The sequence below is a fragment of the Shewanella sp. UCD-KL21 genome (assembly GCF_001957135.1).
In the GTDB taxonomy this organism is placed as follows: domain Bacteria; phylum Pseudomonadota; class Gammaproteobacteria; order Enterobacterales; family Shewanellaceae; genus Shewanella.
The window spans coordinates 84,706-104,306 of sequence record NZ_MPHK01000001.1; the positions used below are offsets into that span (position 1 = coordinate 84,706).

Here is a 19,601-nt window from a genome sequence, read left to right on the forward strand (position 1 = left end):
TAAAAATGCTCATCCCTTGTAGTTTAGCCGTCATAGGAATCAGTTTTTTGTCACATGGAGCCTATATGCAAGTTAAAGCGAATTTTGCTCAATATTTAATTGAACAAGCATGGAATAAAACCCTGCAAGACCAAACACCCCATAAGCCATGGAGCTGGGCTGATACGCATCCAGTTGGCAAGTTAATGCTTTATGCAGATAAAGAAACAGACTTATATCCACTTGGCCAGCCAATGTTTGTACTGGCGGGTGCTTCAGGTCGTAATCTGGCGTTTGGCCCGAGTTTAATGCTTAATAGTGCGGGGATAGGTGAGGCGGGGAATACCGTGATTGCAGGCCATAGAGACAGCCATTTTTCGCATCTACAGCAGGTGAAAAAAGGCGATATCGTAGAATTAGAAACCGCAGCAGGGCAATTACAAAGTTACTTAATTACTGCGATTGATATTGTGCATGAGACCCAGACTGAGGTGTTAAATAGTACGATGGATAATCAGCTAACCTTAATCACCTGTTATCCCTTTGAAGATCTCTCATCAAATAGTGCATATCGATATGTGGTAACAGCAAAAGAGATTAACCACAGTTAGTGGTTAATCAGTAAAGTGCTTAGTTTAAGCTGTGATGACTTACCACCGTTATTTAGTGTTAATTCGCTAAAACTTAAGTCACTAAAACTTAAGTCGCTAAAACTTAGTGCGCCATTGGCATAACGCGGTTACGGCCCAAGCGTTTTGCTTGGTATAATAACTGATCAGCTGCTTCAATAAGCTGACTCGTTGTTTGTTTTTCTTGCCACTGCACAACCCCAAATGACGCATTAATATTATCTATTCGGGTGTCACTGCGCCTGTCTTTGACACTAAGTTTTTCAATGGAGCGTCTCATGGCTTCGGCTAATTGTCTGGCGATCCTTAATTGGCTATTAGGTACGATAATGGCAAATTCTTCACCGCCAAAACGGTATAACTTTACCCCTTCGCGACAAGATTCCTGTAGCCGTTTGGCCACAACTTTAAGAACTAAGTCCCCGAGCTGGTGGCCATAGGTATCATTAAATTCTTTAAAGTTATCAATGTCAGCCATAATTAAACAGCAGCCTTGGGACGATTGTGCAATAACTGCATTAATATCATCATTAAAGGCACGACGATTTAAGGTTTCGGTGAGTGCATCATACAGAACATCTTTTTCTGTTTTAGCGAGCTTTTGTTTTAAAGTATCAATTTCTGACTGCGCTTTATTAAGTTGCTCAGTGAAACTATCGCTACTTGATTGAATGTGCGCAGATTCTTTAACAATACTGCGCACCACAGTGACCAATTGCTCCAGTGAAAAATCTTGGTTTTCAAACTCAGTTAATTTACGGACATTTTTTTGTATTTGAGATTGAAAAGTGCTGGTGTCATGATGAGTATCTTTTATTGATTGTGATAACTCGCACACCATAGCATCAAGGTTTTGACGCATAGATCTGACATCTAACTCAACAGGATCTGCGATATGTTGTCGATACAATAATTCGCTAGAAACAGGTGAGTATTGTTGATTTAGCTTGATGTTTTCATCAAGTGCCAGGTTTAGCTTGGGATTTGATTCACTAACGTAGGCATACCAAAGCGCATAATTGGTCGGCGTGGTTGGAATGTTGTGCTTTAGCATCAATGGCACCGCTTTTTTAAGATGTAGCGCGGCAGTTTTCAATAAATTGTTAGACATTCAACCCCTCAACAAAATAGGTAATAAAGCGAATGAACCAATTAGGTTTATCAATGAAATATAACAATTAATTAATGTGATAGATATTTTGTTAGTAGGTTTTTTTGATAAACAGGCAAACCTTAAAGCAAAGATTGCCCGTTTATTGCTTGAAGGTATGACATTTTACTGTGATTAATATGCAGTTATTTAAAAGCTGTAGGACACAGCAAACATAGGGCCAGTGAAACCATAGTTTATGTTGTAATCGAGGGTACGATATTCTTCATCTAAAATACTTCTAGATTGTTCAATATCAACATCGACATCATAATAGTTATAAGCCAGTGCTAATTGCCAGTTATCGCTAATTTTTGCCTGCACGCCAGCCCTGATGTCGACTAACGAACCTTTAAAATTATCATATTTGATCGCAAAATATTGTGCGTGGGCGCCAAATGTCCAGCCTGGATAAAATTCATAGTTGCCATATAAGCCGATATTAGGCAGAGGCGCGGTGATTGCATTATCAACAACTTTTGGAGTGAAGGTCGTGGTATCGCACAAACTATCAGGATCACTGTGACCTTCACATAAACTAATATTACCTTCGAAAATGGTTTCAACAAACATGGTGTGAATACCAATCGATGCGCCGACAAAATATTGTTCACCTTGCCAAATATCATAACCATAACCTAAACGGAGAATATCGATATTTAATGTGGTGGAAATAGTGGCACTGCCGTCAATAAGGTAATTCTGATCATTATCACCAAATTCAGGGATCTCTATGTCAAATCCCAGCTGTGGGGTGTCAGCATCTCGATGCAGGGATTTCCAATCAAGGTATATATTATGACGGTCTTTGAAGTGATAGCGGAATTCGAAAAAAGGCAGAAATTGGTCTTCTGTTAAAAGTAAGTCGTCCTCAAAATCAAGTAAATAGTAATTACCTGTATCTCTGGCACTTTTAACTAACATAGTGGAGTCTGAATTGGCATAAAAAGCCCCTAGAGTAAATTTATACTCATCAGCAGACACACTGTTAGATATACATAGGGCTGTCAATAGACCTATAGGGACTCGCTTTAACATTATTTCTCCGCACTCTATGGGGCTCATTTGGCTAATAAATGAGGGTCGTGCATTATTATTTTTTTAGTTTTATTCGGGCAATATTTTAGTACCGAAACATATTAGCATTATGTAACCAAATGTGAAGTTTTTGTTGTTAAAGGCGGCGGTTTATTTGATCTATTACAGGTTAACAAGCGTATTGGGCGAAAAATAAACGAAAGTCGCATTAAACCGGCTTGTTTAATGCGAATTTATAACCATAGCTGATAATAACTACATCCTAGAGGGGCACAGAACTGCTGTGGCAGATTGACACAATTAAAAACTAAAGAGACTAATTCAGTACATAGGCATTAATTAAAATACCTGCCCAAGTGATCCCACATAGGGCTAGACTCATAAATACTGCTGCAGAGGCAGTATCTTTTGCTTGGCCACTTAAGGGATGAATTTCATCACTAATGCGATCCACTACAGCTTCAATTGCAGAGTTAACTAATTCGGTGATCAGAACAATAAACAAAGTCATGATTAACAGTAACTTTTCAATAAGACTAACATCGACCATTATAGCCACAGGCAGTAAAATGGCGGCTAAAATCAGTTCTTGTCTGAACGCTGCTTCGTTAACCCACGCACTTTTAAGCCCTTTAAATGAAAAGCCTGTCGCACGTAAAACACGTTTTAATCCATGGTTATTTTCAGGTTTCATATTGGCTGACTTAGTTCCTAAATGTTTGGCTGGATGGTGGTCCAATTGATGATAAAAGTTGCCAAATATTGGCTAACTTATGGCAGTTTATTGATCATGCACTAAAATTGCTAATCTATTTGTTTAACTTTTTGTTTAATTTCTTATTTAATTTTAACGGCAACAGGATGTTGTTTGAAGTGCCAGCAAGGATGCAACTATGTCTATTTTTATATCAAAAACTTTAGCTACGCCAGTGACAGCTCAGTCATTGATAGTCTCTTTATTGGCTTATTTTATAAGACGTAATATATCAATCATCATCACGGTCTTGAGTCTCTTTGCGGCTCCCATATTGTTTGCTGCAGATAAGCCATCAATCCAACTTGCCACCAAAATCACAAAAGGAATTGATATTAAGCAATATTATGTCAGTGAAAAGTTAGATGGTGTACGTGGTTATTGGACGGGTAAAAAAATGTTGTCGCGCTCTGGACGTGAAATGGTGTTACCCCAATGGTTTGTCGCTGACTTTCCTGAACAAATTTTAGAAGGTGAATTGTGGCTAGGAAGAGCAAGTTTTGAAGCCATGTCAGGACTTGCACGAAAAAATATCCCAGATAGTGAAATGTGGCGGCAAGTGAAGTTTATGCTGTTTGACTTACCTGAGCATGGGGGCATGTTTCGTGACAGATACATCGCACTGCAACAGTTGGCCAAGCAGTCCCAGTATCTGCAAGTGATACCCCAAGAAACAATAACCTCTGACACCATGCTGTATCAAAAACTGGATTCAGTCGTGAGTGCCCAAGGTGAAGGACTCATGCTTCATCGGCAGCAAGCTTTTTATAAAGTCGGTCGCAGCCAAGATATTATGAAATTAAAACCCAAATATGATGCCGAAGCCATCGTTATTGAACATATTGAAGGCAAGGGGAAATATACCGGTATGCTAGGGGCCATAGTTGTTAGCATGCCCGATGGGCGTGAGTTTAAAATAGGTAGTGGCTTTAGCGATGAACAAAGGCGTAAGCCGCCAAAAATAGGCGCAACGATAACTTATCAGTATTTAGGTCTAACCAAAAATGGTGTGCCACGATTCGCGCATTTTTTAAGAGAAAGACCTAAAATGTGATAGTCATAAAAGCAATTTTCAAGGCGCAGAAAAAGGAACAAATATGAATAAAATTAACTCGGTACTGTTCGTCTGTCTCGGTAACATCTGCCGCTCACCTAGCGCTGAGGCGGTGTTTCGTGCAAAAGCTTTAGAGTATGGCTTAGTTATCGATATTGACTCCGCTGGTACCTTAGCTTACCACCAAGGTAATGCGCCCGATCCGCGCGCGATTAAAGCGGGCAATGCCAGAGGCTTAGACTTTTCAGGCATGTATGCAAGGCAAGTTGTTCAGGCTGATTTTGAACGATTTGATTTAATACTGGCTGCAGATAATTTTAACTTAAAGGATTTGCAGGCAATATGCCCACAGGAACATCAACATAAGCTTAAATTACTGCTTAGTTTTATGAGTGATGATGTCGCTGATGTCGCTGATGTCGCTGATGTCGCTGGTGTTGATGAATTGAGTATGGATAAACTTTCACTTGAACAAGTGAATAATGTTATGGACGTTCCTGATCCTTACTATGGCGGCGCTAATGGCTTTGAAACGGTTTTGGACTTACTGGAGTCTAGCCTAGATAATTTAGCAACGCAGATCGCGAAAAATCGTTAATATCATCTTAGCTAGTACATATTATCAATACATACTCGCGCTTTAATTGGTAAAAAATAATAAAGGCTTAGCATTGCTGCTAAGCCTTTATTTTAAAGTGTAGTTTATCAATCACATTGCCGATAAGCTGGATGTTTTTCTTAAGCCTTATTCGCCTTGGTGGCGTTTACCTGAGCGTTTTAGATTTTCTTGCTCTAACTTCTGCTGTTTGATGGCTTCTTTTTCTGCCAACACTCTAGCGACTTCTTCTTTCTCGATTTCGGCCATTTCAGGGGTTTCAAGGGTGAGTAAACCTGTTTTGCCAGAGCGGAATTCATGTAACAGTAATTCAGATGCTTTATGTAAATCGATACGGCCACCTGGTCTTAGTGCGCCGCGCTTACGGCCAATTTCTTCAAGTAATTCAATGTCGGTTTCTGGCAATGATTTAAGCTTGTAACGCTCACAAATTTCTTGTGGGTACGCTTTTAAGAAATATTCAGCGGCAAACATGGCAACGTCTTCATATTCCATGGCAGTGTCTTTAATTGCACCAGTAACAGCAAGGCGGTAGCTACTGGCTTCGTTATCAACTTTAGGCCATAAAATACCCGGCGTATCTGATAATACAATCCCGTTGCGTAAATTAATCCGTTGCTGACGTTTAGTTACAGCTGGTTCATTACCGGTTTTAGCAATGGTTCTACCAGCAAGGGTATTAATGATGGTAGATTTACCAACGTTAGGGATCCCCATGATCATGGTACGAATATCTTTTTCGATTTTGTCTCTGGCAGGTACCAGTTTGCGGCAGATATCAGGAATGTTTTTGACCTGACCAGGCTGTAGCGTGGTGATAGCAGTAGCTTTGACGCCTTGTTCCTGCTCAAGGTATTCAATCCAACGCGCTGTGACTTTTGGATCTGCTAAGTCAGACTTGTTCAGTAGTTTGATACATGGCTTATCGCCCCTTAGCTTAGAAACCATTGGGTTTTCACTACTATAAGGAATACGGGCATCAAGCACCTCAATAACAAGATCGACTTGAGGCATTGCCTCTTCAATCTCTTTACGAGCTTTATGCATGTGACCTGGATACCATTGAATTGCCATGTTTTTGCCTTTTCTAAATCTACTACTAACAAAGGGTGCATATTCTACCTTGTTATGAGTAAAAATGATAAAAAAAAGCGCCTATTGGCGCTTTATTATCATTAACGACGTCACTAACTAAGCAGTAGGGTTAAATAACCCCAAGCTCTCGCAGCCTTTCCATTAAGTAGCTGTCAGCGGTGTGGCGCTCTGATAATACTACTTCAGGATTTGGGTGTAAGAATAGTGGTAATGAAATTCTGGATTTAGTTTTATCACTGCCTTCAGGGTTAATCACCCTATGTGACGTAGAAGGGTAGTAACCTGCCGAAGCCTCTTGCAGCATATCACCGATATTGATGATGATATTACCAAAGTCACTGGGTACATCAACCCAGTGACCTTCTTTGGTTTTAACTTGTAGTCCTGGTTCATTAGCAGCCGGTAGTACAGTGATCAGGTTAATATCTTCATGGGCTGCGGCTCTGATAGCGCCTAATTCTTCATCGCCAAGCATTGGTGGGTAGTGCAGCACCCGTAACAATGTCTTCTGACTATTTTCAATCATTTGCGGTAAAGGGATTGAGAATTTTTCTGCAATGTCTTTAGGTGCGTACTGTTCAATCCAGCCGAGTAATTCAGCCGCTAATGCATTGGCATGTTCATAATAAGCTAAAATGTTTTGTTTTAATGATTCTGGGATACGGCCCCAAGGGTATACGTGAAAATATTCTTTGATATCTTTTACGCTATGACCTTTGGCGGTTTCTGAAATGGAAGCAGGGAAAAATCCATCTTGGGTTTCTGGTTTAAATAAAAAATCATGTTTTTGCTCTGATTGAAAAAAGGCATACCATTCTTGATAGATTTTCTCGACCAGTTCTTGACTGACAGGGTGGTTAGAAAGTACGCCAAAACCGGTTTCTCTTAATGAAGCGACAAACTGTTGTGGACAATCTTTTGCGCGGTAATCAATTGTTTCTAATTTCATATTTTCTTCTATTATTGTTATTTGACCCAGCGCGATTTTAACCTTGGTCACACTTTGTCGCAATTTTTTGATGCGAAATATGTCTTGGTCAGTCGAAATAGTGATCTTTATTGTGCATACTGCCATAGTTGTAATACTTGCAGTACAGTAAACCTAATCAGAACAGAAGTAGAGATGGAACTCATGAAGCAGTTAACGGAATTTGAAAAGTATGTCATTGAACAAAAAGGGACTGAGCAACCTTTTAGTGGTGAATACGTCAATCATGATGCCCCAGGGGTTTATTTATGCAAAAAGTGCTTAGCGCCTTTGTATAAAAGTGAGCATAAATTTAATGCTCATTGTGGTTGGCCTGCTTTTGATGATGAAATACCGGGAGCAATTGACCGAACTCCTGATGAAGATGGTCATAGAGTCGAAATTACCTGCCGAAAATGCGATGGCCACCTTGGCCATGTATTTGAAGGCGAAATGTTAACCGCTAAAAACATCCGTCACTGTGTCAATTCTGTTTCGATGATATTTCAAACCGCGGATGAATTACAAAAAATGAACAGTAATCAGTTTGCGACTTTTGGCGCGGGCTGTTTTTGGTGCATTGAAGCGGTATTCAATGAACTAAAGGGAGTGATTGAGGTAACGCCGGGTTACAGTGGTGGCAGTGGTAGCGATGCAAATTATATGGCGGTGTGTTCCGGTGATACTGGACATGCTGAAGTGATATTGGTGGAATTTGATCCTGGTATCATTAGTTACCAAAGCTTACTGGCGGTTTTCTTTGCGATTCACAATCCCACCACCTTAAATCAGCAGGGTAATGATAAAGGTCCGCAATACCGTTCGGTTATTTTTACCCATTCAACAGAGCAGGTTGATCAAGCGACCATCGCTATTAGTAAATTAATTAAGCAAGCCATTTGGCCTAAACCTATAGTGACCGAAGTAGCCATGTTCGAAGCATTTTATCCAGCAGAAAGTGTTCACGAAAATTATTATGCTAATAACGCTGAGCAGCCATATTGTGAGTTAATTATTAAACCAAAATTTGAAATGGCGATGAAACGATTTGAGCAGTTGTTAAAAGACACTGATAAATAATCACTAGCCAAGGTTAGTTTACATTAGCAACAAAAAAGGCGAACTGAGTTCGCCTTTTTTAATAATTACTTTTAACGATTAAGAATCTAATGCGTCATCAGCGACTTTGTAATGAGGATCTTCAATCACATTGACCTCGACTAACGCCCTAGCTTTATGGAGTAAATCTTTACAATCACCACTCAAATGGCGCAAGTGTAACTTCTTACCGGCAGCAAGATAACGCTCTGCTAAGGTGTCAATTGCATCGAGGGCAGAATGATCAGCAACCCGTGAATTTTGGAAGTCTACGATAATGTCTTCAGGATCATTCTCAGCGTCAAACAGCTCTAAGAAATTAGATACCGAGCCAAAAAATAACGGTCCGTTTAATTTGTAAACTTTCCAACCGTTGGCATCAATATTGGTTTCAACATTGATGTGTTTTGCATGTTCCCAAGCAAACACAAGTGCAGACACAATAACGCCGACAAATACCGCAAAAGCTAAATCAGTAAACACAGTAACAGTTGTTACCAACACAATGACAAACGCATCATGCTTAGGCACTTTGCCCATTACTTTGAAGCTTGCCCATTCAAAGGTACCTAACACGACAATGAACATCACCCCAACTAATGCAGCTAACGGAATTATTTCAATAAAGGCTGCACCAAATAAAATAAATGCCAATAAAGCGAGTGCTGCAGTGATGCCAGATAATCGGCCACGACCGCCTGAGTTGATGTTAATCATCGATTGACCAATCATCGCACAACCACCCATAGCGCCAAAAAATCCGCTGGTAATGTTGCCAACACCTTGACCGACACATTCTTTGTTACCTTTACCACGGCTATTAGTCATTTCATCAATAACGGTTAGAGTCAGTAATGATTCAATCAAGCCTACAGCAGCAAGAATACAGGCATAAGGCAGAATGATATAAAGGGTTTCGAGGGTAAACGGGACACTTGGGATAGCAAAGCTTGGCAGGCTGCCAGCAATAGTTGCCTGTTCATCACCGCTCATGGTTTTTAAGAAATCTAGTACATTACGGGTGTCTAAATCCAAGCCTACAACTAATGCTGTTACCGTTAAAATAGCCACCAATGAAGAAGGGATAGCAGTGGTTATTTTGGGTAAGAAGTGAATGATCGCCATAGTTAGTGCCACTAACGCTAACATGATCATGAGTGGCTCTTGTGCAAGCCATACCATGTTGCCAGCAGCATCTTTAACTTTAAATTGGCCTAATTGCGCAAGGAAAATCACAATGGCTAAGCCATTCACAAACCCAATCATTACTGGATAAGGAACAATACGGATAAATTTACCCAGTTTAAAAATACCGGCAGAAATTTGTATTATCCCCGCCAGAACTACTGCGGCAAATAGGTATTGAACACCATGTTCAACCACCAGTGATACCATAACAACAGCCATCGCGCCGGTCGCGCCAGAAATCATTCCTGGACGCCCACCAATAACAGCAGTAATTAGCCCCATAATAAAGGCTGCGTATAGGCCCACCATTGGCTCTACTTGTGCGACAAAAGCAAAAGCAACGGCTTCAGGAATAAGCGCGAGAGCAACGGTTAAACCAGATAAAATATCTGCTTTGCCGCTACTGGTTTTATGACGTAGTAGATCGAACATTTAACCTCTGAAATCTATTGATGAGTTTGATAAGAAAAAGTGTGAGCATGTTAACAAAAATGACAAATCTTCTAAACCTGAAATTAAACTTAATTTGTGCTAATTCGTATCGTGATGGGTTAACTGATCATTTCTAAGGGGAATAATTAAGATAGACTTATACCTAATAACTGAAAATCACATTACAGCTGAGGCTTTAACATCAGCCTAAATATTAGGTCTTTCCCTTTTGGGGCGGTTTGAAAGCTAGACTTTACTTTTTAGTAAATGCGAACGATAAAAAACCACGCTAAAAAGCGTGGTTTTTATTACCATCAAAGGTGAACGCTAACCGTTATGCCTTAGACATACCTGCTGAAGCACTATTAGCCACTTTTGATTTAACAGTATTGGCATCAGTTTGTGAAGCTTGATACTCACGACCTTTTGGCACAGCTTGTTGAGTACGCGCCTCTGTAACTGGCTTAGTGGTATCAGACATAACCATAGAGCCGAAACGACTAGCCACAGGCGCTTTCTTAACTGCAGGCTCAGCTTTTACTTCAGTCGGAGCGACTTCAGCAGCTGCAACAGTCGGTGCCGCTTTGCGTTGTATTGCAACAGGCTTAGTCATAGGCGCGGATGCTACCGTTTTCACTTCAACTTTAGGCGCTTCAGCTTTAACTTCAACCGCTGGCGTTTCAGTTTTAACTTCAACCGCTGGCGTTTCAGTTTTAACTTCAACTGCTGGTGTTTCAGCTTTCACTTCAACCGTTGGCGTTTCAGTTTTCACTACTACAGCTGGCGTTTCAGTTTTAACTTCAACCGTTGGCGTTTCAGTTTTCACTACTACAGCTGGCGTTTCAGTTTTAACTTCAACCGCTGGCGCTTCAGCTTTAACTTCTACAGCTGGTGTTTCAGTTTTCACTTCAACTGCTGGTGTTTCAGTTTTCACTTCAACTGCTGGCGTTTCAGCTTTAACTTCAACCGCTGGCGCAGCTTTAGCTTCGTTAGCTTGCTCTGCATCAAGTTGTTTTTCTAGCTCATCAACAGATGTAAAGACTGCAGGGCTTGAAGAGGTATCATCTTCATCACGACGACGACGTTGACCCGCAGCACGAAGGTGGCGAGGGCTACGACGGCTACGGCGCTGTCCTTCACGCTTGTCATCAGCATCTTCATTTACGGTTTCAGCAGCATCTTGAGTAGCTGTAACTTCTTCTGTAGATGTCGTATTAGCAACAGCGGCTTCAGTAACAGGCGCCTGAACCGGTGCTTGTACTTCAACTTGTGTTTCTGCTTCTACTTTAGTGTCAGTTTCAGTGCTCACATCTTTAGTGACAGGAACTGCAGCTTTAGCTTCAGATTTAGCTGAATCATTTTTAGTGATAACTTCAGCGTCTTTTCTTGGGCGGCGAGTACGGGCAGGTTTTGATTCCTGTTTCGTCTCTGGCTTAGCTTTAGCTTCAACAGCAACTTCAACCTGTGAAGTGGTGGTTTCCGCTAATTTAGCTTCGTTCTGCTCATTTTCAATTCGCACTTTTCGACGCATGTTACGACGTTGACGACGCTCTCTCGCTGCTTCTTGCTTAGGCGATTTCTCAGCATCTTGACGAGGTTTTTCTGTCTTCGCTTTTGGCTCAGCTTTAGTTGGACGTTTATCAAGTTGTTCTTTATTAGCAACATCTCTGTCCGACTTTTTATTACGCGCTTTATTATCACGACCTTTATTGTCAGCGTCGTTGCGAGTATTACGGCGGTTGTCATTTCGAGAATCGTTACGGCGACTGTCATTACGAGAGTCGTTACGACGATTACGACGGTTGTTTTGTGCTTCTTTACGGTTCTTATCAGCAGATTTAGTTTCAGTTTTAACTGGCTCTGGTGACGCGAATAAACCACTAATAGCAGCAACAATTTTTGAGAAGAACCCAGGCTCTGTAGGTGCAGCAGGTTTGGCTACTGCGGCAGCGGTTTTGGCTGCAGGTGTAGCTGCTGGCGCCGCTTTAGGGGTACCGAAACCTTTAATTGCAGGTTGCTGAGCTTCAGCGCGCTCTAATTTGCGAGGCTCGTAAAGTTTAGCTGCAGGCTTTTCAACACGCTTGTAGCTTGATTCAACCATTTCATCATCGCTTCTAAGGCGAGATACGCGGTAATCTGGAGTAGTCATATGTGCATCAGGGATGACATAAACTTCCACTTTATGGCGCTCTTCTGTAATTCGAATTGCTTTGCGTTTTTCGTTTAACAAGAAGGCCGCTACATCGACAGGCACAACGGCTTCAATTTGAGTGGTGTTTTCTTTAATTGCTTCTTCTTCCATTAAACGAAGAATAGAAAGCGCTAATGACTCTGTGCTACGGATCGTACCTTGACCGTGACAGCGAGGACATAAATGGCCTGCTGATTCACCAAGAGAAGGGCGAAGACGTTGACGAGACATTTCCATTAGACCGAAGCGTGAGATGCGACCAAGTTGAACACGGGCGCGATCTAAATGCACCGCATCACGCATTCTATTTTCAACTTCACGTTGGTGTCTAACAGGGGTCATATCGATGAAATCGATAACCACTAAACCGCCTAAGTCACGTAAACGTAATTGACGGGCAATTTCATCAGCAGCTTCTAAGTTAGTGTTTAATGCTGTTTCTTCGATATCGCCGCCTTTTGTTGCACGGGCAGAGTTAATATCGATAGAGGTCAGCGCTTCAGTTGGGTCAATAACAATTGAACCACCAGAAGGCAAACGTACTTCACGTTGGAAAGCAGACTCGATTTGAGATTCAATTTGGAAGTGAGTAAATAACGGCACTTCTGATTCGTAACGCTTAACGCGCTCAACAAAATCTGGACGAACTAAACCAATGTGCTGTTTAGCTTCTTCAAAAATACGAGGGTGGTCGATCAGAATTTCACCGACATCACGGCGTAAGTAGTCACGTATTGCGCGAACAATAACGTTACTCTCTTGGTGAATTAAGAAAGGGGCAGGTTTGCTTTGCGCCGCTTCTTGAATTGCATCCCAGTGATGTTGTAAAACTTTCAAGTCCCACTTTAATTCAGCAGCATCCTTACCAACACCTGCAGTACGAACGATTAAGCCCATACCATTGGGTACTGATAACTCTGACATTGCAGCTTTTAGTTCTGTACGCTCATCACCTTCAATGCGACGAGAAATACCGCCAGCACGAGGATTGTTTGGCATAAGTACTAAGTAAGAACCAGCAAGACTGATAAAGGTTGTTAGCGCAGCGCCTTTATTGCCACGTTCTTCTTTATCAATTTGAACGATAACTTCTTGACCTTCAGATACCACTTCTTTGATATTTGGACGGCCTTGGAAAGAGTAACCTTTAGGGAAGTATTCGCGAGCAATTTCTTTCAGCGGTAAGAAACCATGGCGATCAGCACCATAGTCAACAAAAGCAGCTTCTAAAGACGGTTCTACGCGGGTAATAGTACCTTTATAGATATTTGATTTTTTTTGTTCATGGCCTGGGCTTTCGATGTCCAGATCATACAATTGTTGCCCATCAACTAGGGCAACACGCAACTCTTCCGACTGAGTTGCATTAATTAACATACGTTTCATGATGACTTAATTCTTCTAATAAGGTCATCAAACAAAGTAAATTCGCTGCATTACGGGCCTAAAATGGTTATGCACAAAGCCTCGCGGCTGGTTTTTAGGCAAGTTAGGTGCGCATTACTGTAAGACGCATCGCTGCGTGTCGCATCCTATTTATGGCTTATTTTTTAATAATTACAAAAACAAGGAATTGGTTGTTTATTATCAACCAACCCCATAAATTTAATATTTCTTCCGATAATGCCCAAGTCGAATTGGTTTGTTTGATAACAAGCTAAAATTTGTTCGAATTTGGGATGGTATTTTTCAGGAAAACTTTTAAAATAAAGATGACATCGACGGTTTAATTGTAAAAACGAATTATTTCGTTTTGTGATGTTTACAATTTGCAAATCAATGACTTGCTACCAGTCTTGTTCATGAATTCTACTGAAAAAACACCGTAATAAATTGAGTTTGTGAACATTTTATCCACTGTTTATCCTCAATCACAGCGCAAATATAGCAATAATCAATTTAGACAGCAATCAAAACTCTCATTCTTATTGTCCCATCAGGTAGAAACTTAGGTTACAATACGCGCCGTAATAACTTAAGGCGCATCATGAATACAGAAACTCCCACAAAAGTTCAATTGGTCACTATTGATGAAGACCATTTTGAACAACGCATTGATAATTTTCTTCTCACCAAATTGAAAGGTGTACCTAAAAGCATGATTTACCGAATCGTGCGTAAAGGTGAGGTGAGGGTTAATAAGAAAAGAGTGAAGCCTGAATACAAGCTTCAGCTGGAAGATGTTGTTCGTATTCCGCCAGTAAGAATTGCGGAAAAAGACAACCGCACAGCGCCGTCTGCAAAACTGTCCAAAGTAAGCCAGTTAGAAACCAGAATCATTCATGAAGATAATCATCTTATCGTGCTGAACAAACCTGCAGGTATTGCAGTTCATGGTGGTAGCGGTGTCGATTACGGCGTGATTGAAGGATTACGTTCTTTAAGGCCACAGCAGAAGTTTTTAGAGCTAGTACATCGTTTAGATAAAGACACCTCCGGTGTGTTGCTTATAGCTAAAAAGCGCAGCGCGCTAAAGCATTTGCATGAGCAACTTAGAAGCAAAACGATGCAAAAGGATTACCTTGCGTTAGTTAGAGGTGATTGGCAGGCAAAAGACAAAGTGGTTAAAGTGCCTTTGCTCAAAATCACCTTAAAATCCGGTGAACGTATTGTCCGTGCCAATCAAGAAGGTAAACCTTCTGAAACACGTTACAAAATTATGCAGCGCTACCAAGGCTGTACCTTGGTCAAAGCGAGTCCAGTGACAGGTCGAACCCACCAAATTCGCGTGCATTGTCAATATGCCGGCCATGCTATTGCGTGTGACGACAAATACAGTGAACAAAAATTTGACGATTCTATGCGCGCTAAAGGTTTAAATCGTTTGTTCTTGCATGCTGCAGAACTTAAATTTAAACACCCTGACAATGATGAAGTTACCACAGTCAAAGCGCCACTTGATGATGTTTTGTTAGCCACATTAGATAAATTGACGCGTGCATGAAGCTAAATAATATAAAGCAGTACCAATTAGTGATTTTTGATTGGGATGGCACCTTAATGGATTCAGTCGGCAAAATTGTCGATTGTATGCAAAGCGTGGCGCAATCATTAGCACTTGATATTCCAACGGAGCAAGCGGTAAGAGATATCATTGGTTTATCGTTACTACCTGCATTGGAAAAATTGTTTCCACATAATAATGACAGGTATGATGATTTAATCGCAGGTTATAAGCACTATTACCTTAATGTTAACTCAACGCCATCACCTTTATTTGATGGTATTGAGCAGTTGCTGGCACAAATCAAAGCCGCTGGTTACACTTTGGCAATTGCCACCGGTAAAAGGCGGGCAGGCTTAGACCGAATGTTGGCTGAAACAGGTTTAGGACAGTATTTTGTTGCGACACGCTCAGCTGATGAAGCGCACTCGAAACCGCATCCATCGATGATTTTATCTTTACTCGATGAGTTAAATATTACGGCTGACCAAGCGGTGATGATCGGTGACTCAAAGCTTGATATTGCGATGGCGAATAATGCCAAGGTAAAAAGTATTGCGGTCACCTATGGCGCACATAGCCTAGCAGATCTGTTAACTGAAGGGCCAACAGCCACAGTCAACCAGCCAAAAGATATTTTATTACATATATAAGCAGAGCCAAAATAAGCTTTGCTTACTTTTGTCATTTACAAAGCTGATGTTTTTCAAAAAGCCGATGTTAACCGTATCGGCTTTTTTGTGAGTGAATTTCAATTTCAACTGATTGTTTTCAAGCAACAGCTGAAGTCGCACTGTCTATATTAAAGATTAACTTAAAACAGTTAAACACAAGTACCAAAGTGAGTTTTAGCTTCTAACGGCTATAACACCTTTATATCATGGCGTTTTAATAGCTCAATTAAGCGGATTAATGGCAGCCCTATGAGCGTATTAGGGTCATCTCCCTCAAGGCGCTCAAATAAAGCAATACCTAGCCCTTCAGATTTAAAACTGCCGGCGCAATATAAAGGCTGCTCTAAATCAACATAGCGCTCAATTTCTGCAGTCGTTAATTCTTTAAAGTGCACAGTGAAGGGTTCTACAATGCTATAAGCTTGCTGGGTGACATTATGAATAACACTTAAGCCAGTATAAAAGGTAATAGATTGACCCGAGGCTTGCTGAAGTTGTTTAACTGCGTTTGTTTTGCTGAGTGGCTTACCAATAATTTGCCCATTAATGACGGCCACTTGATCAGAGCCGATGACCACTGCAGGAATAAGCGCTTGCTGACAACTCGTTTGATTAAATAACTCAACCCCAGCTTGTGCTTTTAATTGCGCTAAACGCAAAACCAATTGCTGCGCAGATTCATCTTTAAGCGGTGTTTCATTGGTTTTTGGGCTGATACATTTAAACGGCAGTTGTAATTTTTCTAATAACGCTTTGCGATAAATAGAGGTGGAAGCTAGGATGATTTTAGTGTTCATGGCTCACTATTCGGGGAATTAGACAATTACTTCTATAATACGATAAAAAAGCGACTGAATGGAGTAATTTTAGTCGGATCGCGCTTGTGATCGCGGGCTGTGACAGGTAAAATTTCGCTTCGATCCATTTTAATGTTGGTGTTTAAGTAATGAGTCTATTTTGTTTGGTTAAGTCATTAACCACAATTTGGATAAATTTTCTTTGACTCTAGCGTTTTCAAACTATAATATGCGCGCCTTATGCAAACAGTAAAGATACCAGTATCAATTGATCCTATTCGAACTGCAGCCAGTGGTCTTCGTTATGAAGGCATAGTGCCTGGGGTTCAAAATAAGCGATTAAATGAATTATGTGCTGGCGATTGTTCCGATGTGACAGTGTCGTTAGAATGTGGCGTCGATATTCAGGGGATAGTCTACCTTCGCGGGAAGGCTGTGACGGAGCTCACTCTGCTATGTCAACGTTGTATGACACCATATACCACAAAGGTTACGGTCGACTTCAGCTTTGGTCTTTGTAAGACCCAAGATGAAATCGATGAGCTCCCGGATGCGTATGAGCCGATTGAGTGCAATGAAATTGGTGAAGTTCGTCTACATCAATTGGTTGAAGATGAATTGATAATCGCTATGCCAATTATTCCTATGCATCAGAATGATGATTGCAATTTAGGAACGAGCGACGTAGTTGTAGGCGAGATTGACCCCTCTCATGAGGAGCGTCCAAATCCGTTTGCAGTGTTAGAAAAACTGAAGAGCAAGTAATCTAGGAGACAGGTCAAATGGCTGTACAACAGAATAAAAAATCACGTTCAAAGCGCGGCATGCGCCGTTCACACGATGCATTGAGCACAGCTCAATTATCTGTAGACGCTACTAGCGGTGAATTACATCTACGTCACAATGTGACTGCTGATGGTTTTTACCGCGGTAAAAAGGTTATCAACAAGTAATTGTTGCTAATCTTATGACGAATCTGACGCTCGCGTTAGATGTGATGGGGGGCGATCATGGCCCCCTCGTCACAGTGCCTGCAGCCTTGCAGGCACTGAAATTTAACCCTCAATTATCAATTTATCTAGTCGGTAATCAAGCCGAAATAGACCCATATCTAATTGATATTGAAACGGCTATTCAAGCAAGAATTCAAATTATCCATACCACTGAAGTCATCACTATGTGTGATCGACCAATTCATGCTATCCGTTCTAAAAAACAAAGTTCAATGCGCTTAGCATTAGAATTAGTTAAAGATGGTAAGGCTCAGGCCTGTGTGAGTGCGGGTAATACTGGCGCGTTAATGGCGCTATCAAAGATCTTATTAAAAACCTTGCCCGGTGTAGATAGACCTGCATTAGTCAGTTGTTTACCTGCTATGACAGGTAAACCAGTCTATTTACTCGATCTGGGTGCTAACGTTTCTTGCGATTCTGAAACCTTGTTTCAGTTTGCTGTCATGGGCTCGGTGTTATGTGAAGTTGTGCATAAACGCTCTAGACCAAAAATTGCGTTACTTAACGTCGGTATTGAAGACGTTAAAGGTAACGATCAAGTCCAACAAGCAGCTCAGCACCTGATACACACTTCTCAAGTCAATTACGATGGCTTTATTGAAGGTGATGAGATATTTACCGGCAAAGTCGATGTTATCGTCTGTGACGGCTTTGTTGGCAACATTACATTAAAAACATCTGAAGGTATTGCTAAGTTATTAGTTCATCAATTAAAACATGGATTAACTCAAGGCTTTTTCGTTCGTTTGTTATCAAAATTCCTCGCTCCACGTATCCAAGCTGTACTGAGTAAGATGAACCCCGACCACTACAATGGTGCAAGTCTGATAGGATTGCGCGGAATAGTAGTAAAAAGTCACGGAAATGCTGATGAAGCCGCTTATTTACAAGCAATCAATTTAGCTGCAACGGAAGCAAAACGTCGTTTACCGGAAATGATTAAAGATCGTCTGGAGACGATTCTTTTAGACATCAATAGCTGATCTCATAATATGTATACAAAAATTCTCGGAACTGGTAGTTATCTGCCGGTGCAAGTTCGTAGTAACCACGATCTAGAAAAAATGGTCGACACCTCTGACCAATGGATCGTGGAACGTACGGGTATTTCAGAGCGACGTATCGCTGCTGAAGATGAATCTGTGACGACCATGGGTTACCAAGCTGCGCTGAAAGCCTTAGAAATGGCAGGTGTTGAAGCCAGCGAATTAGATATGATTGTCTGTGGTACAACCAGTGCCAATAATGCATTTCCAGCTGCGGCTTGTGAAATACAAAAATTATTAGGCATTCACACTATTCCTGCATTTGATATTGCTGCGGCATGTTCAGGCTTTGTTTACGCATTGTCGGTGGCAGATCAATTTATTAAAACCGGCGCCGCTAAGAAAATCTTGGTGGTGGGCGCTGACGTGTTGTCACGCCTGTGCGATCCTGAAGATCGCAGTACCATCATATTATTTGGTGATGGTGCTGGCGCTGCGGTTATTGGTGCCAGCGAGCAAGCAGGGATTATTTCAACCCATATATATGCCGATGGCCGCCAAGGTGATTTGCTTAAATGTACATTCCCACCTCGGGCCAGCGAAACATCAGAAGCTGTTAGCTTTATGACCATGAAGGGCAATGATGTCTTCAAGTTTGCGGTGACGCAATTATCCCATGTGGTGACAGAAACCCTGCGGATAAATAATATCGACAAGTCTGAAATTGATTGGTTAGTACCACATCAAGCCAACTTTAGAATTATTAAAGCGACCGCAAAAAAGTTAGATATGAGCTTAGACAAAGTAGTATTAACGCTGGCAAAACACGGTAATACTTCAGCCGCTTCAGTGCCTATTGCGTTAGATGAAGCAGTAAGAGATGGTCGTATTAAACGCGGACAGCTTATTTTACTTGAAGCATTTGGCGGTGGATTTGCTTGGGGCAGTGCACTGGTTAGATTCTAGATATCATTGATAAATAGCAGTAGGATATAA

General features: G+C 41.2%; 18 protein-coding genes. 10 read left to right on the forward strand and 8 right to left on the reverse strand.

All coding sequences use genetic code 11. The features are described 5' to 3' along the window. The first annotated feature begins 5 nt into the window (after nt 1-5). A complete protein-coding gene (locus BM739_RS00365) occupies nt 6-590 on the forward strand; it encodes a class GN sortase (RefSeq protein ID WP_076536182.1) in 585 nt (194 codons plus the stop codon). A 103-nt stretch (nt 591-693) separates the two neighbouring features. On the opposite strand, the gene BM739_RS00370 is transcribed toward BM739_RS00365, so the two are convergent. From BM739_RS00370 to BM739_RS00380, 3 genes are all read right to left on the reverse strand, one after another. Next, nucleotides 694-1,719, reverse strand: coding sequence for a GGDEF domain-containing protein (locus BM739_RS00370; protein WP_076536184.1), 1,026 nt, complete (start codon nt 1,717-1,719; stop codon nt 694-696). 189 nt (nt 1,720-1,908) lie between these two features. Beyond that, nucleotides 1,909-2,796, reverse strand: coding sequence for a hypothetical protein (locus BM739_RS00375; RefSeq protein ID WP_254843435.1), 888 nt, complete (start codon nt 2,794-2,796; stop codon nt 1,909-1,911). Nucleotides 2,797-3,112: 316 nt separating this feature from the next. After that, nucleotides 3,113-3,490 (reverse strand): diacylglycerol kinase, encoded by a 378-nt coding sequence (locus BM739_RS00380; RefSeq protein WP_076536185.1) that lies wholly within the window; start codon nt 3,488-3,490, stop codon nt 3,113-3,115. A gap of 199 nt (nt 3,491-3,689) precedes the next feature. On the opposite strand from BM739_RS00380, the gene BM739_RS00385 reads away from it, so the two are divergent. Continuing rightward, entirely contained in the window at nt 3,690-4,604 is a 915-nt protein-coding gene (locus BM739_RS00385; protein WP_083698022.1) for a DNA ligase, read from the forward strand. Nucleotides 4,605-4,647: 43 nt separating this feature from the next. Continuing rightward, nucleotides 4,648-5,202, forward strand: a complete 555-nt coding sequence (locus tag BM739_RS00390) for a low molecular weight protein-tyrosine-phosphatase (RefSeq protein ID WP_076536187.1) — start codon at nt 4,648-4,650, stop codon at nt 5,200-5,202. Nucleotides 5,203-5,349: 147 nt separating this feature from the next. Here the strand turns inward: BM739_RS00390 and ylqF are convergent, their stop codons facing one another. Together ylqF and BM739_RS00400 are read right to left on the reverse strand one after the other, a co-directional pair. After that, entirely contained in the window at nt 5,350-6,294 is a 945-nt protein-coding gene (ylqF, locus tag BM739_RS00395; RefSeq protein WP_076536189.1) for a ribosome biogenesis GTPase YlqF, read from the reverse strand. Nucleotides 6,295-6,424: 130 nt separating this feature from the next. Then, a complete protein-coding gene (locus tag BM739_RS00400) occupies nt 6,425-7,264 on the reverse strand; it encodes an isopenicillin N synthase family oxygenase (protein WP_076536190.1) in 840 nt (279 codons plus the stop codon). Nucleotides 7,265-7,447: 183 nt separating this feature from the next. Between BM739_RS00400 and BM739_RS00405 the strand changes: the two genes are divergently transcribed. Further along, entirely contained in the window at nt 7,448-8,362 is a 915-nt protein-coding gene (locus BM739_RS00405) for a bifunctional methionine sulfoxide reductase B/A protein (RefSeq protein ID WP_076536192.1), read from the forward strand. 78 nt (nt 8,363-8,440) lie between these two features. On the opposite strand, the gene BM739_RS00410 is transcribed toward BM739_RS00405, so the two are convergent. Together BM739_RS00410 and rne are read right to left on the reverse strand one after the other, a co-directional pair. Then, complete coding sequence (locus BM739_RS00410) at nt 8,441-10,000, reverse strand: SulP family inorganic anion transporter (RefSeq protein WP_076536194.1); 1,560 nt, start codon at nt 9,998-10,000, stop codon at nt 8,441-8,443. Between the two features lie 334 nt (nt 10,001-10,334). Further along, nucleotides 10,335-13,577: a ribonuclease E gene (gene rne, locus BM739_RS00415; RefSeq protein ID WP_076536196.1), complete on the reverse strand. Its 3,243-nt coding sequence runs from the start codon at nt 13,575-13,577 to the stop codon at nt 10,335-10,337. Between the two features lie 601 nt (nt 13,578-14,178). Here rne and rluC point away from each other — a divergent pair. Together rluC and BM739_RS00425 are read left to right on the forward strand one after the other, a co-directional pair. After that, entirely contained in the window at nt 14,179-15,135 is a 957-nt protein-coding gene (gene rluC / locus BM739_RS00420; RefSeq protein WP_076536198.1) for a 23S rRNA pseudouridine(955/2504/2580) synthase RluC, read from the forward strand. Next, a complete protein-coding gene (locus BM739_RS00425; protein WP_076536200.1) occupies nt 15,132-15,788 on the forward strand; it encodes an HAD family hydrolase in 657 nt (218 codons plus the stop codon). Before rluC ends, BM739_RS00425 begins: the two co-directional genes overlap by 4 nt. A 209-nt stretch (nt 15,789-15,997) precedes the next feature. On the opposite strand, the gene BM739_RS00430 is transcribed toward BM739_RS00425, so the two are convergent. Then, nucleotides 15,998-16,606, reverse strand: a complete 609-nt coding sequence (locus BM739_RS00430; RefSeq protein WP_076536202.1) for a nucleoside triphosphate pyrophosphatase — start codon at nt 16,604-16,606, stop codon at nt 15,998-16,000. A 240-nt stretch (nt 16,607-16,846) separates the two neighbouring features. On the opposite strand from BM739_RS00430, the gene yceD reads away from it, so the two are divergent. Genes yceD through BM739_RS00450 form a run of 4 tightly spaced genes read left to right on the forward strand, consistent with a single transcriptional unit; the run spans nt 16,847 to nt 19,571 of the window. After that, on the forward strand, nt 16,847-17,371 hold the full coding sequence (yceD, locus tag BM739_RS00435; protein ID WP_076536204.1) for a 23S rRNA accumulation protein YceD: 525 nt from the start codon (nt 16,847-16,849) through the stop codon (nt 17,369-17,371). Nucleotides 17,372-17,388: 17 nt separating this feature from the next. Then, nucleotides 17,389-17,559 carry a 50S ribosomal protein L32 gene (gene rpmF, locus BM739_RS00440; RefSeq protein ID WP_011496728.1) on the forward strand — a complete coding sequence of 57 codons (171 nt, stop codon included), beginning with the start codon at nt 17,389-17,391 and terminating at the stop codon, nt 17,557-17,559. 14 nt (nt 17,560-17,573) lie between these two features. After that, nucleotides 17,574-18,602: a phosphate acyltransferase PlsX gene (plsX, locus tag BM739_RS00445; RefSeq protein ID WP_076536206.1), complete on the forward strand. Its 1,029-nt coding sequence runs from the start codon at nt 17,574-17,576 to the stop codon at nt 18,600-18,602. A gap of 9 nt (nt 18,603-18,611) precedes the next feature. Continuing rightward, on the forward strand, nt 18,612-19,571 hold the full coding sequence (locus BM739_RS00450) for a beta-ketoacyl-ACP synthase III (protein ID WP_076536208.1): 960 nt from the start codon (nt 18,612-18,614) through the stop codon (nt 19,569-19,571). Nucleotides 19,572-19,601 lie beyond the last annotated feature (30 nt).

Coding starts and splice junctions, on each gene's coding strand:
- BM739_RS00365 (WP_076536182.1), top strand. CDS start 6: ATGCTCATCCCTTGTAGTTTAGCCGTCATAGGAATCAGTTTTTTGTCA.
- BM739_RS00370 (WP_076536184.1), bottom strand. CDS start 1,719: ATGTCTAACAATTTATTGAAAACTGCCGCGCTACATCTTAAAAAAGCG.
- BM739_RS00375 (WP_254843435.1), bottom strand. CDS start 2,796: ATGTTAAAGCGAGTCCCTATAGGTCTATTGACAGCCCTATGTATATCT.
- BM739_RS00380 (WP_076536185.1), bottom strand. CDS start 3,490: ATGAAACCTGAAAATAACCATGGATTAAAACGTGTTTTACGTGCGACA.
- BM739_RS00385 (WP_083698022.1), top strand. CDS start 3,690: ATGTCTATTTTTATATCAAAAACTTTAGCTACGCCAGTGACAGCTCAG.
- BM739_RS00390 (WP_076536187.1), top strand. CDS start 4,648: ATGAATAAAATTAACTCGGTACTGTTCGTCTGTCTCGGTAACATCTGC.
- ylqF (WP_076536189.1), bottom strand. CDS start 6,294: ATGGCAATTCAATGGTATCCAGGTCACATGCATAAAGCTCGTAAAGAG.
- BM739_RS00400 (WP_076536190.1), bottom strand. CDS start 7,264: ATGAAATTAGAAACAATTGATTACCGCGCAAAAGATTGTCCACAACAG.
- BM739_RS00405 (WP_076536192.1), top strand. CDS start 7,448: ATGAAGCAGTTAACGGAATTTGAAAAGTATGTCATTGAACAAAAAGGG.
- BM739_RS00410 (WP_076536194.1), bottom strand. CDS start 10,000: ATGTTCGATCTACTACGTCATAAAACCAGTAGCGGCAAAGCAGATATT.
- rne (WP_076536196.1), bottom strand. CDS start 13,577: ATGAAACGTATGTTAATTAATGCAACTCAGTCGGAAGAGTTGCGTGTT.
- rluC (WP_076536198.1), top strand. CDS start 14,179: ATGAATACAGAAACTCCCACAAAAGTTCAATTGGTCACTATTGATGAA.
- BM739_RS00425 (WP_076536200.1), top strand. CDS start 15,132: ATGAAGCTAAATAATATAAAGCAGTACCAATTAGTGATTTTTGATTGG.
- BM739_RS00430 (WP_076536202.1), bottom strand. CDS start 16,606: ATGAACACTAAAATCATCCTAGCTTCCACCTCTATTTATCGCAAAGCG.
- yceD (WP_076536204.1), top strand. CDS start 16,847: ATGCAAACAGTAAAGATACCAGTATCAATTGATCCTATTCGAACTGCA.
- rpmF (WP_011496728.1), top strand. CDS start 17,389: ATGGCTGTACAACAGAATAAAAAATCACGTTCAAAGCGCGGCATGCGC.
- plsX (WP_076536206.1), top strand. CDS start 17,574: ATGACGAATCTGACGCTCGCGTTAGATGTGATGGGGGGCGATCATGGC.
- BM739_RS00450 (WP_076536208.1), top strand. CDS start 18,612: ATGTATACAAAAATTCTCGGAACTGGTAGTTATCTGCCGGTGCAAGTT.